At 52.7% G+C, this 12,900-nt stretch carries 14 protein-coding genes; 12 read left to right on the forward strand and 2 right to left on the reverse strand.

The features are described 5' to 3' along the window. Positions 1–110: 110 nt before the first annotated feature. Positions 111–674, forward strand: a complete 564-nt coding sequence (locus tag ABD931_RS09760; RefSeq protein WP_345266451.1) for a Uma2 family endonuclease — start codon at positions 111–113, stop codon at positions 672–674. 21 nt (positions 675–695) lie between these two features. Here ABD931_RS09760 and ABD931_RS09765 read toward each other — a convergent pair whose 3' ends face one another. Beyond that, the gene (locus ABD931_RS09765) at positions 696–1,136 is read right to left on the reverse strand and encodes a helix-turn-helix domain-containing protein (RefSeq protein WP_345266453.1); all 441 of its coding nucleotides are present in this window, start codon (positions 1,134–1,136) and stop codon (positions 696–698) included. A 133-nt stretch (positions 1,137–1,269) separates the two neighbouring features. On the opposite strand from ABD931_RS09765, the gene ABD931_RS09770 reads away from it, so the two are divergent. The 7 genes from ABD931_RS09770 to argB all read left to right on the forward strand — a co-directional run bounded on the left by ABD931_RS09770 (position 1,270) and on the right by argB (position 7,680). Further along, positions 1,270–1,956, forward strand: coding sequence for a ClpP family protease (locus ABD931_RS09770; RefSeq protein WP_345266455.1), 687 nt, complete (start codon positions 1,270–1,272; stop codon positions 1,954–1,956). A 155-nt stretch (positions 1,957–2,111) separates the two neighbouring features. After that, positions 2,112–3,347, forward strand: coding sequence for an ATP-dependent Clp protease ATP-binding subunit ClpX (clpX, locus tag ABD931_RS09775; protein WP_345266457.1), 1,236 nt, complete (start codon positions 2,112–2,114; stop codon positions 3,345–3,347). A 172-nt stretch (positions 3,348–3,519) separates the two neighbouring features. After that, complete coding sequence (locus ABD931_RS09780; RefSeq protein WP_345266459.1) at positions 3,520–4,089, forward strand: hypothetical protein; 570 nt, start codon at positions 3,520–3,522, stop codon at positions 4,087–4,089. Between the two features lie 193 nt (positions 4,090–4,282). Further along, positions 4,283–5,416, forward strand: coding sequence for an aspartate aminotransferase family protein (locus ABD931_RS09785; RefSeq protein ID WP_345266461.1), 1,134 nt, complete (start codon positions 4,283–4,285; stop codon positions 5,414–5,416). A gap of 54 nt (positions 5,417–5,470) precedes the next feature. Continuing rightward, positions 5,471–5,848, forward strand: a complete 378-nt coding sequence (locus tag ABD931_RS09790; RefSeq protein ID WP_345266463.1) for a GxxExxY protein — start codon at positions 5,471–5,473, stop codon at positions 5,846–5,848. A gap of 52 nt (positions 5,849–5,900) precedes the next feature. Continuing rightward, a complete protein-coding gene (locus ABD931_RS09795) occupies positions 5,901–6,851 on the forward strand; it encodes an N-acetylornithine carbamoyltransferase (RefSeq protein ID WP_345266465.1) in 951 nt (316 codons plus the stop codon). A 40-nt stretch (positions 6,852–6,891) separates the two neighbouring features. Then, a complete protein-coding gene (argB, locus tag ABD931_RS09800) occupies positions 6,892–7,680 on the forward strand; it encodes an acetylglutamate kinase (RefSeq protein ID WP_345266467.1) in 789 nt (262 codons plus the stop codon). Between the two features lie 4 nt (positions 7,681–7,684). Here argB and ABD931_RS09805 read toward each other — a convergent pair whose 3' ends face one another. After that, positions 7,685–8,101: a C40 family peptidase gene (locus tag ABD931_RS09805; protein ID WP_345266469.1), complete on the reverse strand. Its 417-nt coding sequence runs from the start codon at positions 8,099–8,101 to the stop codon at positions 7,685–7,687. Positions 8,102–8,466: 365 nt separating this feature from the next. Here ABD931_RS09805 and ABD931_RS09810 point away from each other — a divergent pair, with 365 nt between their 5' ends. The 4 genes from ABD931_RS09810 to ABD931_RS09825 all read left to right on the forward strand — a co-directional run bounded on the left by ABD931_RS09810 (position 8,467) and on the right by ABD931_RS09825 (position 12,900). After that, positions 8,467–8,877: an NAD(P)-binding protein gene (locus ABD931_RS09810; protein ID WP_345266471.1), complete on the forward strand. Its 411-nt coding sequence runs from the start codon at positions 8,467–8,469 to the stop codon at positions 8,875–8,877. Between the two features lie 274 nt (positions 8,878–9,151). Next, positions 9,152–10,000 (forward strand): SDR family oxidoreductase, encoded by an 849-nt coding sequence (locus ABD931_RS09815; protein ID WP_345266473.1) that lies wholly within the window; start codon positions 9,152–9,154, stop codon positions 9,998–10,000. A gap of 57 nt (positions 10,001–10,057) precedes the next feature. Beyond that, on the forward strand, positions 10,058–11,398 hold the full coding sequence (locus tag ABD931_RS09820) for an MFS transporter (protein ID WP_345266475.1): 1,341 nt from the start codon (positions 10,058–10,060) through the stop codon (positions 11,396–11,398). Positions 11,399–11,481: 83 nt separating this feature from the next. After that, positions 11,482–12,900 (forward strand): Gfo/Idh/MocA family protein, encoded by a 1,419-nt coding sequence (locus ABD931_RS09825; RefSeq protein WP_345266477.1) that lies wholly within the window; start codon positions 11,482–11,484, stop codon positions 12,898–12,900.

Below are 12,900 nucleotides of genomic sequence, written 5' to 3' on the forward strand. Positions count from 1 at the left end.
CTTTTTCACATCTTTTCGTTGTATAGATCGCTTATCGTGCGTAAGGCTGGATAGCAACTCATGTGAGGGAATTTGGTATCTTTATAGCTCAACTCAACCGGAAAATCGCCATGATCTCAAATCCAGCCGCCAACCCCGCCCTGCCGACGCATCTGCAAACTGTCGAGGAGTTTGAGCAGTGGCAGAAGCAACCCGGTAACGACGGTAGCTTCGAGTTCGTCCGGGGGCGCATCATTCCAAAATCCATGAAACAGGATGAGATCGACATTGCCGATTTTCTGGCCCGCCGGTTTACCCAAACGAATGCCTATCAGCAAAAGCATATATTGTATCCAGAACTGGACTCATACGTAGACGCCACCCGCAAGCGCATTCCGGACCTCAGCTACTTCACGGCAGAGCAATGGCAGGCTATCCGGCGGGGTGAGCGGGTCAATACGCTGTTTGCCATCGAAATTCTGTCAGACTCGGAGAGTCACCAGGAAGTGCTGGATAAGATTCAGGATTATTTCGACGGTGGAGCGCAGTTGGGCTGGTACATTGTTCCCAAACATCAGAAAATTTATGCCTACACGTCACCCGACGATTCTACGGTAATTAAGGGCCAGCAAACAATCTCTGCGTCCCCTGTGCTGCCAGATTTCCAGTTTACGGTCGCGGACCTGTTTGCGTAAGTGTTTATCGTTTTAAACGAATTATTTAAATCCGATTCGCTCCCGTTCCCGTGGCTGCTCTACATCGGTACCGATGGCCCGCACCAGGTCCAGCATAACGCGCTCTTCGTATTTACGCTTCCAGTGCTCGGCCTCCAGCCGGAGCTTATCCAGTTCTACCTGCTGCTTTTCCAGCTTTAGCCGGAGCGTCTCCAGTTCGTGCCGTACTTCGTTATCAATTATTTCTACGGGTTGGGCCGTGATGGCCTCTTCGGTCAGTAGCTCGGTTACCGACAGGTTCAGTACGTCTGCAATCTGCTCTAAGCGGCTCAGGGTCAGTTCCGTTTTGCCGCGCTCAATATCGCCGTAGGCGGTGGTAGACAGGCTGAGCAGATCGGCCATATTCTCCTGAGAATAACCCCGTTGCAGGCGCAGCCGCCGGATGCGTTCGCCGGGTGAGCGGTGGGTGGTTTTTGTCTTCATCTCAAGTCCAGTCGATAAAATCTTAACTCATGCCGACAAGCATTTCTGTAAGGATCATGCATTTTTGTCGAAACTATATGTTTAACCAACATTTGTCTATTTTCGTTGCCAAATAAAACTAGAGAACGCAAGCATGAATTACGGACAGGAATTCCGCAAATACGCCGTTCATCACCTCGGCATGAACGGCCTGACGGTGGACGGTTACGTAAACCACACCGTTGAAAACATGACCCGCGCCGTGATCGAAGAGCGGCCGATGAACTTCCGCGAGGTCGACGTTTTTTCGCGTCTGATGGCCGACCGGATCATCTTTATGGGCATGGGCGTCGACGATAACATTGCCAACATTGTGGTGGCGCAGTTACTTTTTCTGGAGTCGGCCGACCCGAAGAAAGATATCCTGATGTACATCAACAGTCCCGGCGGTTCGGTATACGCCGGTCTGGGTATTTACGATACTATGCAGTACGTCCGGCCTGATGTGGCCACCGTATGTACCAGTCTGGCGGCCTCGATGGGTGCCGTGCTGCTGGCGGGTGGTGCGGCCGGCAAACGGTCGGCGCTGCCGCACGCCCGGATTATGATTCACCAGCCGTCGGGCGGGGCGCAGGGTCAGTCGGTCGATATCGAAATTACGGCCAAGCAGATTGTGCTGCTGCGTCGCGAGCTATACGATATTCTGGCGCAGCATACCGGCAAAACCTTTGAGCAGATCGAGAAAGACTCCGACCGCGACTACTGGATGAAGGCCGATGAGGCTAAAGAATACGGCCTGATCGACGAAGTACTGCGCCGGGATCGCCCTGCTACGACATAATCGGTTTGGTAAACTGTATGCCGCATAATAAATTTACTCTTCCAATACGACCTGGGGAAACTTGGGTCGTATTTTTTTGTTATACCAACTGCAACAATAGATGGTAAACCCGGTTTATTTTTGCACTTTGAACCAGCTTATAAATTCTATATAGAATGCCACAAATTAACTGCTCGTTCTGCGGACGACGTAAAAATGAAGTAGTCCTGCTGCTGTCGGGAATCGATGCCCACATCTGCAACTACTGCATTGAGCAAGGTCACCAGGTAGTGCTGGAGGAAACAAAGCCGCGTCAGAATGAAACCACGGCCGAGGCCTCGTTCAATCTGATCAAGCCTATTGAGATGAAGAAATACCTGGATCAGTACGTCATTGGTCAGGACGAGGCTAAAAAAGTGATGACCGTGGCGGTATATAACCACTACAAGCGCCTGATGCAGCCTAAAACCGATGATGAAGTGACAATTGAAAAGTCGAACATCATCATGGTGGGCGAGACGGGAACCGGTAAAACGTACCTCGCCCGGACCGTTGCTAAAATTCTGCAGGTACCATTCTGCATTGCCGATGCGACCGTGATTACTGAAGCCGGTTACGTGGGCGAAGATGTAGAGACCATTCTGACCCGCTTGCTACAGGCGGCCGATTATAATGTAGAAGCTGCCGAGCGCGGCATCGTCTACATCGACGAGATCGATAAGATTGCCCGCAAATCAGATAACCCATCCATCACCCGCGACGTAAGCGGAGAGGGTGTGCAGCAGGCGTTGCTGAAGCTGCTGGAAGGTTCGGTGGTGAATGTGCCGCCCCAGGGAGGTCGCAAACACCCTGACCAGAAACTGATTGCGGTGAATACCGAAAACATTCTGTTTATCTGCGGGGGGGCCTTCGATGGTATCGACCGGCACATTGCCAAGCGAATCAACACCCGGCCTATTGGTTTCTCCGGCGACCGCCGGCTGAACGAAACGTTTGAGAAAGGCCACCTGATGCGGTATGTGTCTGCGCAGGATCTGAAGTCGTTCGGCCTGATTCCGGAACTGATCGGCCGCCTGCCGGTGCTGACCTACCTGGAGCCGCTGAACCAGGATGCGCTGCTTCGTATCCTGACCGAGCCGCGTAACGCCCTGACTAAGCAATACGAAAAGCTCTTTAATATGGAGGGTATCAAACTGTATTGGGATGATAGTGCGCTGGAGTATATTGTCGACCAGGCCATGCAGTACAAACTGGGTGCCAGAGGGCTGCGCTCCATCTGCGAATCCATCATTACCGATGCCATGTTTGAGCTGCCCTCCGATGAAGATACAAAGGAATTTACCATTACGCGACAGTACGCGATGGAGAAGTTCGGGAAGTCCACGCTACACCTGCTAAAGTCAGTGGCGTAGGTCTGCTTCTAAGTGACTAAATACGGGAAGAAGATGAAAAACCCGGCCTGATTTCAGGCCGGGTTTTTCGTTAACTCAGTTTTTTATCTGTTTTTTTCATTTGTTTCTAACAAAGTGTATGTTTAGGCGTTCATGCAAAAAATCAATGTCCAACCAAAAAACCATGTGTAGCATGAGAACTTTGACTAAAAATGCCTTTTTTGCCCTCGCCACAGCCGCTTTACTGAGTGCCTGCAGCCGCCCCTACGCTACGTTCCAGAGAACCCAGCACGAGAATTTCCACGCCCAGAAAGTTGAGGCTGTGGTAACGCCGGTGCAGGACGAGGTACAGGTAGCTCAAATAACAGAGTCGGCTACGGTAGCCGCTCCGGTACAAACTGAAGCATTGGCCTCGGTAGAGAACAAGGCTGTTGCCAATAAGAAGCTGGAAAAGCGGATGGCAAAAGTACAAAATCTGCTGACTGCTGCCGCTGAGAAGAACGCGCTGGCACCGCAGGCAAGCAACGCTCCCCAGAAGCTGAATATGGTGGAGAAGATGTTGCTGAAGAAGATCGATAAGAAAATCAAGAATAAAGTAGCGCCTGATGAAGCCAAGGCGTTGAACTCAAACATCCGTATCGGTCTGATCCTGCTGCTGGCTGCTATTGTTCTGGCTTTGATTCCGGGCCTATGGTGGTTGTCGTCAATTGCTGGTATCGCCGGTGTGGTATTTATCGTTCTCGGCCTGATCAATATGGCTTAGCAACCTAAGCCTAACAGGCCCGACAAACCAATACTGGTATTGATTTTCGAGTACGGCGTAGTGGCTTTCCTTCGGGACAGCCGCTACGCCGTTTTTTTTGTTTTTAACAATCTAATTGCCCGTTATTGAGTAAACTTGCAGGATTATTTGGCAGTCGCTGCCATCCTCTTAAACGGCGAAAGCTATCAAAGTCATGTCACAATTATTTAATGTATATCCGCTATACGATATTGAGCCGGTACGGGCGTTGGGAAGTTATGTGTGGGACCGGAACGGCGACCGCTATCTGGACCTCTACGGGGGCCATGCCGTGATCTCCGTTGGCCATACGCACCCGCGCTATGTACAGGCATTGACCAACCAGCTGCAGCAAATATCGTTTTACTCCAATTCGGTAAAGATTCCGCAGCAGCAGGAACTGGCTGATAAACTGGGGGCACTCTCAGGCTACCCCGATTTTGCGCTCTTCCTGTGCAACTCCGGGGCCGAAGCGAACGAAAACGCCTTGAAACTGGCATCGTTTCATACCGGCCGGACACAGGTGGTGGCTTTCCGAAAAGGCTTTCACGGCCGTACTGCCGGGGCCGTAGCGGCTACCGACAACCCGGCCATTGTGGCTCCGGTCAATTTTAATCAGCATGTGCAGTTTGTGCCGTATAATGATGTGGAAGCAGCTAAAGCGGCTATTACGGAGGAGACCTGCGCCGTCATTATTGAAGGTATCCAGGGCGTGGGGGGGATTCATGTGGCCACCGACGAGTTCTTGCAGGCGCTGCGGCAGCGCTGTGACCAGACCGGCGCGGTGCTGATTCTGGACGGGGTGCAGTGCGGCTATGGCCGGTCGGGGCGTTTTTTTTCGCACCAGTTCAGCGGCATTGAGCCGGACCTGGTTACGATGGCTAAAGGCATGGGCAACGGTTTTCCGATTGGCGGGGTTATGATCTCACCGACATTCAAAGCGAGCTATGGCCTGCTGGGTACCACCTTCGGCGGCAATCACCTGGCCTGTACGGCGGCTATTGCCGTGCTGGATATTATGAAGGACGAAGAACTGATGACGAATGCTACCCGGATGGGTGACTACCTGATGGATGGTATCCGGCAGATCGGCGGCTATAAAGAACTGCGTGGCCGGGGGCTGATGATCGGTATCGAGTACGACTTTCCGGTGGAGACGCTGCGCAATACGCTACTGTTCGAGCATCATATCTTTACAGGTGTGGCCGGCAAAAACACAATCCGGTTGCTGCCGTCTCTGGCGATTGGGAATGAGGAGGCTGATCTGTTTTTGGAGGCTTTAAGTAAAGAAGTAAAAGTGGTGCTATAACTTTTAACCGCAAAGACGCGAAGGGGGGCGCAAAGGTCGCAAAGAAAAGAGAAGATGGGAGAGAATGATATTGCTTGTGTTGTGGTTAATTATGCTTTTAAGGTGCATAAGGCGTTGGGACCGGGTTTGCTCGAATCGGCTTATGAGGAATGCCTGGCATATGAACTAATCAACGCGGGAATGTCTGTTGAGCGGCAGAAAGGCTTGCCTCTGTATTATGATGCCATCAAAATGGATGTTGGCTATCGCGTCGATTTACTGGTAAACCAGAAAGTTATCATCGAACTAAAAGCCGTTGACGCACTCAACGATGTACATACTGCTCAACTAATCACCTATTTAAAGCTATCCCATTGCAAACTCGGCCTGCTCATCAACTTCAATGTAGCCTTGATAAAAGACGGCATCCGCCCATTAGCCAATAACCTGTAATTTTTCTTTGCGAACTTAGCGCCCACCTTAGCGCCTTTGCGGTTAAAAATAAATGACCAATTTCACCTCTATATCCGACGTCACCGATCTGAACGCCCTCATCCACGAAGGCCTGTATGTCAAAAAGCACCCCTTCGCCGATCAGGCCTTAGGTAAAAATAAGACCATTGGCCTGATCTTCTTCAATTCCAGCCTGCGCACCCGGCTAAGTACCCAGAAAGCTGCCCAAAACCTCGGCATGAACGTCATGATTATGAACGTCGGGCAGGATAGCTGGGGTCTGGAAATGGAAGAAGGGATTATTATGAACGCCGACAAAGCCGAGCACGTCAAAGAAGCAGCCGCTGTGATCGGCCGGTACTGCGATATGATCGGCATACGAGCGTTTGCCGAACTGAAGGACCGGGAAAAAGACTACCGCGAGCAGGTGCTGACCCAGTTCCAAAAATACGCCGGTGTACCCATCGTCAACCTGGAATCGGCCACCCGGCATCCGCTGCAATCGCTGGCCGACTGCATTACCATTGAAGAATTTAAAGTGAAACGGCGGCCGAAGGTGGTACTCACGTGGCTACCGCACTTCAAACCACTGCCGCAGGCGGTAGCCAATTCGTTCTGCGAGTGGATGAACCATATGGATGTCGAGCTGGTGGTGACGCATCCGCAAGGCTACGAACTGGCTCCGGAGTTTGTTGGCCATGCGCTCGTGACGCACAACCAGAACGAAGCCTTTGAGGGAGCCGATTTCATCTACGGCAAAAACTGGTCGTCGTATACCCATTACGGGCAGGTGCTGACGCAGGACCCCACCTGGATGGTGACCATGGACAAGCTGCGACTGACCGATAACGGTAAGTTTATGCACTGCCTGCCCGTACGCCGGAATATGAAAGTGACCGATGAGGTATTGGATAGTCCGCAGTCGCTGGTGATAGAACAGGCGGCCAACCGGGAGTGGTCGGCGCAGGCGGTGCTGAAAACGCTTTTACACGGTATGGAATAGCTGAAGCCACAACGTTTGATTCAGCGTACATCGCTTCGATATGCATAATCTTACAGTCATTAAAATTGGCGGTAACGTCATCGACAAGCCTGGGGCCCTGAACCAGTTTCTGAGCAGTTTCGCTCAGATACGGGACCACAAGATTCTGGTTCACGGGGGGGGGAAGATTGCCACGCAGGTGGCCGAAAAGCTGGGCGTACCTACTACGATGGTCGAGGGCCGGCGTATTACTGATCAGCCTATGCTGGATGTGGTGACAATGGTATACGGCGGCCTGGTCAATAAGCAGATTGTGGCCAAACTCCAGGCGCTGGAGGTGAACGCCATTGGCCTGACCGGAGCTGATGCCAGTACGGTGCTGGCCAAAAAACGGGCCGTCGGCGAAATCGACTATGGCTTCGTCGGGGATATAGTCGAAATCGATTCCGGGCAGATTCAGTATATGCTGCGGCAGGGCCTGGTGCCGGTTTTTGCGCCCCTGACGTATGACGAGGAAGGTAATCTGCTCAACACCAATGCCGATACAATGGCTTCGGCCATTGCCGTCGATATGGTTCACAAGAACACGGTCACGCTGGTATACTGCTTTGAGAAAAAAGGAGTGCTGTTGGACCCGGCCAATGATAGCAGCGTAATCTCGTCGCTGACACCCCAGGTGTACGAGTCGCACAAAACCGCCGGCATCATCAGCAAAGGCATGATACCCAAGCTCGACAATGCCTTCAAGGCCCTGCGCAATGGCGTGGCCAAGGTCATCATCTGCCACGCCGATCAGGTTGTGCAGGCTGTAAAAGAAGGTAATGCCGGGACAACGCTGACACTCTCCTGAATTATCAGACCTTGAGAACCCGGCGAATCCCCAGCATTCGCTTCTGGTAGTAGCTGACACTCAGCCAGTCGTACCGGACGCCCTTGTTGGTGATGGAGTGGATGAACCGGATGCGCCCTCTGTCAACGTCTGTAATGATACCGACATGCTGGATCTGGCTGCCTTTATTGATCTTTCCCCTGAAAAAGATCAGATCACCCGGTCTGGCTTTTTCTTTTTTTACAGGTGTCCCCATTTTTCCCTGCTCCCAGCTCGCACGCGGCAATCGAATACCAAAACGTTGAAAGCAGTATTTGGTAAAACCGGAGCAATCGAAGCCTCTCGGCGTAGAGCCGCCCCAGACGTAGCGTACAGACACATACTTGTGGGCAAATTTGGTTACGTGGGGCGTCGTTGGCTTGGCCTGAACAGACGCGGACAAACAAGCAGCCGTCAAGGCTGACAGGAGTAGTTTTCTCGCCTTCAATGATAGATTAAGTCAGGTTACGGTCCCCAAAACTAGGCCCGGATTCCCGGCGAGCCAAACACATGAAGACTAACTTGCACAAGACTTCGGTAGTGAATTACACTTAAATCTTTTTTGTGTATCTGTTTACTAATTGATTAACAGCAGGTTAGGTAGATATGTGAAAGCCGGAAAATTGGTCAAAAAAATTTCGATAAATCTATAGGCTAAAAGGGGATTTGCTTCGGTTTACCTCAATAGTCAGGTCCGCTTAATAGGCAAAAGGCTGCGTCGGATAATGGGCGGGGTTATTGCAATACCATGTCAACTACACGAAGCTCATGAACGCATACGATGTCATCATCGGCAGCGGTGTCAATGCCCTCACCGCCGGTGTCGTTTTAGCCAGACAGGGCAAGAGCGTTGCCATTTTTGAACGAAACGACTGGCTCGGAGGAAATATTCTGACGGAAGAAACCGTTTTCCCAGGCTTCAAAACAGATATACTGTCTGCCTACCACACGATGTTCGTAACGGGGCCGGCCTACATAAAGTTTAAAGAGGAGCTGACCGCTAATGGCTTACGGTATCGGAATACTCCGGCACCCACAGCCTCTAGTATGCCAGGTAAGTCTCCGGACGACGCGAAGAGCATCATTTTTTTTACGGACCGCCAGAAAACCATCGCTGAGGTCAACCGGCATACGCCCGGCAACGGTAATATGGTCAATACAGTTGTACGCGCCTGCTGATAAGCGAAGCGCCGGTAAAGCCCGGCATCAGACGCGAAGCCAGAGAATACCGTTACGGTCGGGGTGATTTTGTGATTCATCTGACCCTTGATTCGCCTTTTTCCAACCTGTTTCACATCGGAGCCTCAACGCATCCCGGACCTGGACTGGCCGGTACATCGGGGTATCTGGTAGCTAAAGGGATAAGCTGACGTGTGATATTCGTGTAAACTTCCGGTTAACTAAGGTATTTCTGGCGGCTTGCTGTCTTTACAGTAAATAAGCAGGCAGTTCAATGAATAAAGTATCAGAAAAAACGTCGGGTAGCGGGCTTAGCAGCCTTTTCAGCCTGGCGGAAAAAGTGATTATCGTAACGGGCGGTACCGGCATCCTGGGTGGGTCGTTTTGCCAGGGCATTTGCGAAGCCGGCGGGCGCGTGGTGCTGCTGGGCCGCAACCGCGAAGTGGGCGAGGAGCGGACCGAACAACTGCGGCAGGCCGGTGGTGATGTGCTGTTCATACAGGCCGATGTGCTCAACGAAGACGAACTGAATCAGACCTGCGAGGAAATCCTGAAAACCTACGGCCGTATTGATGGCCTGGTCAACGGAGCGGGCGGTAATATTCCGCAGGCTGTGATTGGGCCCGATCAGGATATTTTCCAGGTCAACCTGCCCGCGCTGAAGCAGGCGTTTGATCTCAATCTTTACGGCACTATTCTGCCCACGGTTGTTTTCGGTAAGCACCTGACCGAAAAAGGGGGTAGCATCGTCAATATTTCGTCTATGGCGGCTCAGACCGCTATTACACGGGTGTTGGGCTATTCGATGGCCAAAGCGGCTGTCGATAATTTTACCCGCTGGATGTCGGTAGAACTGGCGCAGCGCTACGGCGACAGGATTCGCATGAACGCCATTGCCCCCGGTTTCTTTGTCACGCACCAGAACCGGCGGCTGCTCACCAACGAAGACGGCACGTATACCGCCCGGGGTGAGGCCGTTATCCGCAACACACCCTACAAACGTTTCGGCGAACCCGACGAACTGATTGGCACCCTGATCTGGCTGCTGAGCGATGCCTCACGGTTTGTCAGTGGCGAAGTAATCTGCGTCGACGGCGGTTTTCATATTTTCTCCGGTGTTTAGTCCGGGTAGTTCAGCACTTCAGTCTCTTTTTTATACAGTACGTAACCAACCTCATTTATGACATCACGATCTATTGGCTCATACCGCTGGACGATTTGTGGTCTTATCTTCTTTGCGACAACCATAAATTACCTCGACCGGGTTGTTATCAGTCTCTTAAAACCCAATTTGGAGAAAGACTTTAACTGGACCGAAACGGATTACTCCAATCTGGTCGTTGTGTTCCAGGCGGCTTACGCCTTAGGTATGCTAGGTATCGGCCGGGTCATTGATAAGGTCGGCACCAAAACCGGCTACGCTATTTCACTGACCTTATGGAGTATTGTAGGCATGGCTACTGCCCTGGCCAAAACCACCTTTGGCTTCGGGATTGCGCGGGCTGCTCTTGGCTTAAGTGAAGCCGGTAACTTCCCGGCCGCCATCAAGACCGTGGCCGAATGGTTTCCCAAAAAAGAGCGGGCGCTGGCCACGGGGATCTTTAATTCCGGTACCAATGTGGGTGCTATTCTGGCCCCGCTGACGGTGCCGTTTATTGCCACCAACTGGGGCTGGCAGTGGGCGTTTATCCTGACGGGGGCTACCGGTATTATCTGGCTGGTGCTCTGGCTGACCATTTACGACACGCCGGCCCGGCACAAAAACGTGACAACCGAAGAACTGAATTATATCAACAGCGATGTAGAAGAACGGATGGAGGAAGAAGCCGCCAAAGGCGAAAAAGTCTCCTGGTTCAGGCTGCTGACCTTCCGTCAGACCTGGGCGTTCTTTTTCGGCAAGCTGCTGACCGACCCCATCTGGTGGTTCTATCTGTTCTGGCTACCGGCGTTCCTGAAAGCTGAATATGGGCTTCAGGGTACAGACATGGCCCTGCCGGTTGCGCTGGTGTATACGATAGCCAGTATAGGCAGTGTTTTCGGGGGCTGGTTGCCGCTGAACCTGATCAAGAGAGGTTTTCCGGTGTTCCGGGCGCGTAAAACCTCGATGTTTATCTACGCCCTATGTGCCTTGCCGGTGGTGTTTGCCCAGTACCTGGGTAGCATGAACCTCTGGCTGGCGGTGCTGATAATCGGCTTTGCAGCCTCGGCTCACCAGGCCTGGAGCGCCAATATTTTCACGACCGTATCGGATATGTTCCCGCGCCGGGCCGTTGCTTCGGTAACGGGGATTGGCGGTATGGCCGGGGCCTTCGGCGGTATTTTTATCGCCCGGCTGGCTGGTCAATTGTTCGACTATTACAAGGGCCAGGGCCATATTGAAACAGGCTATTACATCATGTTCATTATTTGTGGCTTTGCCTACCTGACGGCCTGGAGCATTATGCACTTCCTGGTGCCGAAGTTTAAACTGGTCAACTTCTCGGGCACTCAAACGCCGGAACCGGTATCGCCGGTAGCCTGACACCAACGCACGTACGAGTAGATTACCGGCTTTTCGGTGCTTTTTTGGGCACTAAACCGATCTGAACCCTAACATCCTGACTCATGCAAGACGAAAAAAAAACAGGTGTTTCCAGAAGAGACTTTCTGAACACGGCCGCCAAAGGGGCCTTGTCCACGGCCATCCTCAGCGGGTTCCCGATCATTGTGCCGGCCTCCGTTTTTGGCAAAAATGCACCCAGCAACCGCATCAATATCGGCGCTATCGGCACCGGCCGTATCTCCCGCACGCATGATATGCCGGGCGTATGGCGGTACGATAACGCCCTGATTATGGCGGTCTGCGATGTAGACAGCAAGCGCGCCAACGATGCCAAAACGCTGGTCAACAGCGTATACTCGAAGAAAACCGGTAAGGATTACGACGGTGTTCGGGTGTACACCGACTATCGGGAACTGCTTCAGAACAAGGATGTGGACGCGGTACTTATCAGTACGCCCGACCACTGGCACGCACCCATTGCCATTCATGCGGTGGAGGCCGGTAAGGATGTGTATATGCAGAAGCCCGCGTCGCTGACCATTTCGGAAGGCCGGGCCATGGCCGATGCCGTGAAGCGCTCAGGCCGGATTATGCAGGTGGGCAGTCAGCAGCGGTCGTCGGAGCAGTTCCGCTACGCGGCCGAACTGGTGCGCAACGGCCGCATCGGGCAGTTGAAGAAAGTGTATGTCGGCTTACCGGGTGACCCCTCGGGCGACGAGGAGCCGGAAATGCCCATCCCGAAAAACCTCAACTATGATATGTGGCTGGGTACTACGCCGGAGGTGTATTATACCGAAAAGCGCGTACACCCGCAGGCCGATTACGACCGGCCGGGCTGGCTGCGCTGCGAGCAGTTTGGCGCGGGTATGATTACCGGCTGGGGCTCGCATCATATCGACTGCGCCCACTGGGCCATGAATACCGAATACACCGGCCCCGTGGAAATCTGGGGTAAGGCCGACTTTCCGAAGAAAGGGCTGTGGGATGTACACGGCATTTTCCAGACCGAAGCCCTGTATGAAAACGGCGTTCACATGATCGTCAGCAACGAACTGCCCAACGGCATCCGGTTTGAAGGTACTAATGGCTGGATCTTTGTATCACGCGGGGATGCTTCGGTAACAGCCAGTGATCCGGTGGCGAAGCAGCAGGCCGCCAAAAAGCTGGACGCCAGCGATCCGAAACTGCTTACCTCCGTAATTGGCCCCAGCGAAATTCATTTGCCGGTCAGCAAAGAGCACCACGGCAACTGGCTGGAAAGCATTGTGAGCCGTAAAGAGCCGATTGCCCCAGCCGAGGTAGGTCACCGCTCCTGCACCGCCTGTCTGCTGCACCACGCGGCCATGAAGCTGAACCGGAAACTATATTGGGATCCGAAGAAAGAAGTATTTAAGAACGATCCCGAAGCCAATAAACTGTTGTCGCGGCCGCAGCGGACACCGTATGCGATTAAGGCCGTGGCCAGCAGCAAAGTAAAATAA

Source organism: Nibrella viscosa (assembly GCF_039541875.1).
GTDB lineage: Bacteria > Bacteroidota > Bacteroidia > Cytophagales > Spirosomataceae > Nibrella > Nibrella viscosa.

Bases quoted from the DNA above. Each gene is read 5' to 3' on its own strand.
- ABD931_RS09810 (WP_345266471.1), top strand. From the start codon at position 8,467: ATGAACGCATACGATGTCATCATCGGCAGCGGTGTCAATGCCCTCACC.
- argB (WP_345266467.1), top strand. From the start codon at position 6,892: ATGCATAATCTTACAGTCATTAAAATTGGCGGTAACGTCATCGACAAG.
- ABD931_RS09820 (WP_345266475.1), top strand. From the start codon at position 10,058: ATGACATCACGATCTATTGGCTCATACCGCTGGACGATTTGTGGTCTT.
- ABD931_RS09795 (WP_345266465.1), top strand. From the start codon at position 5,901: ATGACCAATTTCACCTCTATATCCGACGTCACCGATCTGAACGCCCTC.
- ABD931_RS09790 (WP_345266463.1), top strand. From the start codon at position 5,471: ATGGGAGAGAATGATATTGCTTGTGTTGTGGTTAATTATGCTTTTAAG.
- ABD931_RS09765 (WP_345266453.1), bottom strand. From the start codon at position 1,136: ATGAAGACAAAAACCACCCACCGCTCACCCGGCGAACGCATCCGGCGG.
- ABD931_RS09760 (WP_345266451.1), top strand. From the start codon at position 111: ATGATCTCAAATCCAGCCGCCAACCCCGCCCTGCCGACGCATCTGCAA.
- ABD931_RS09815 (WP_345266473.1), top strand. From the start codon at position 9,152: ATGAATAAAGTATCAGAAAAAACGTCGGGTAGCGGGCTTAGCAGCCTT.
- ABD931_RS09770 (WP_345266455.1), top strand. From the start codon at position 1,270: ATGAATTACGGACAGGAATTCCGCAAATACGCCGTTCATCACCTCGGC.
- ABD931_RS09785 (WP_345266461.1), top strand. From the start codon at position 4,283: ATGTCACAATTATTTAATGTATATCCGCTATACGATATTGAGCCGGTA.
- ABD931_RS09780 (WP_345266459.1), top strand. From the start codon at position 3,520: ATGAGAACTTTGACTAAAAATGCCTTTTTTGCCCTCGCCACAGCCGCT.
- ABD931_RS09825 (WP_345266477.1), top strand. From the start codon at position 11,482: ATGCAAGACGAAAAAAAAACAGGTGTTTCCAGAAGAGACTTTCTGAAC.
- clpX (WP_345266457.1), top strand. From the start codon at position 2,112: ATGCCACAAATTAACTGCTCGTTCTGCGGACGACGTAAAAATGAAGTA.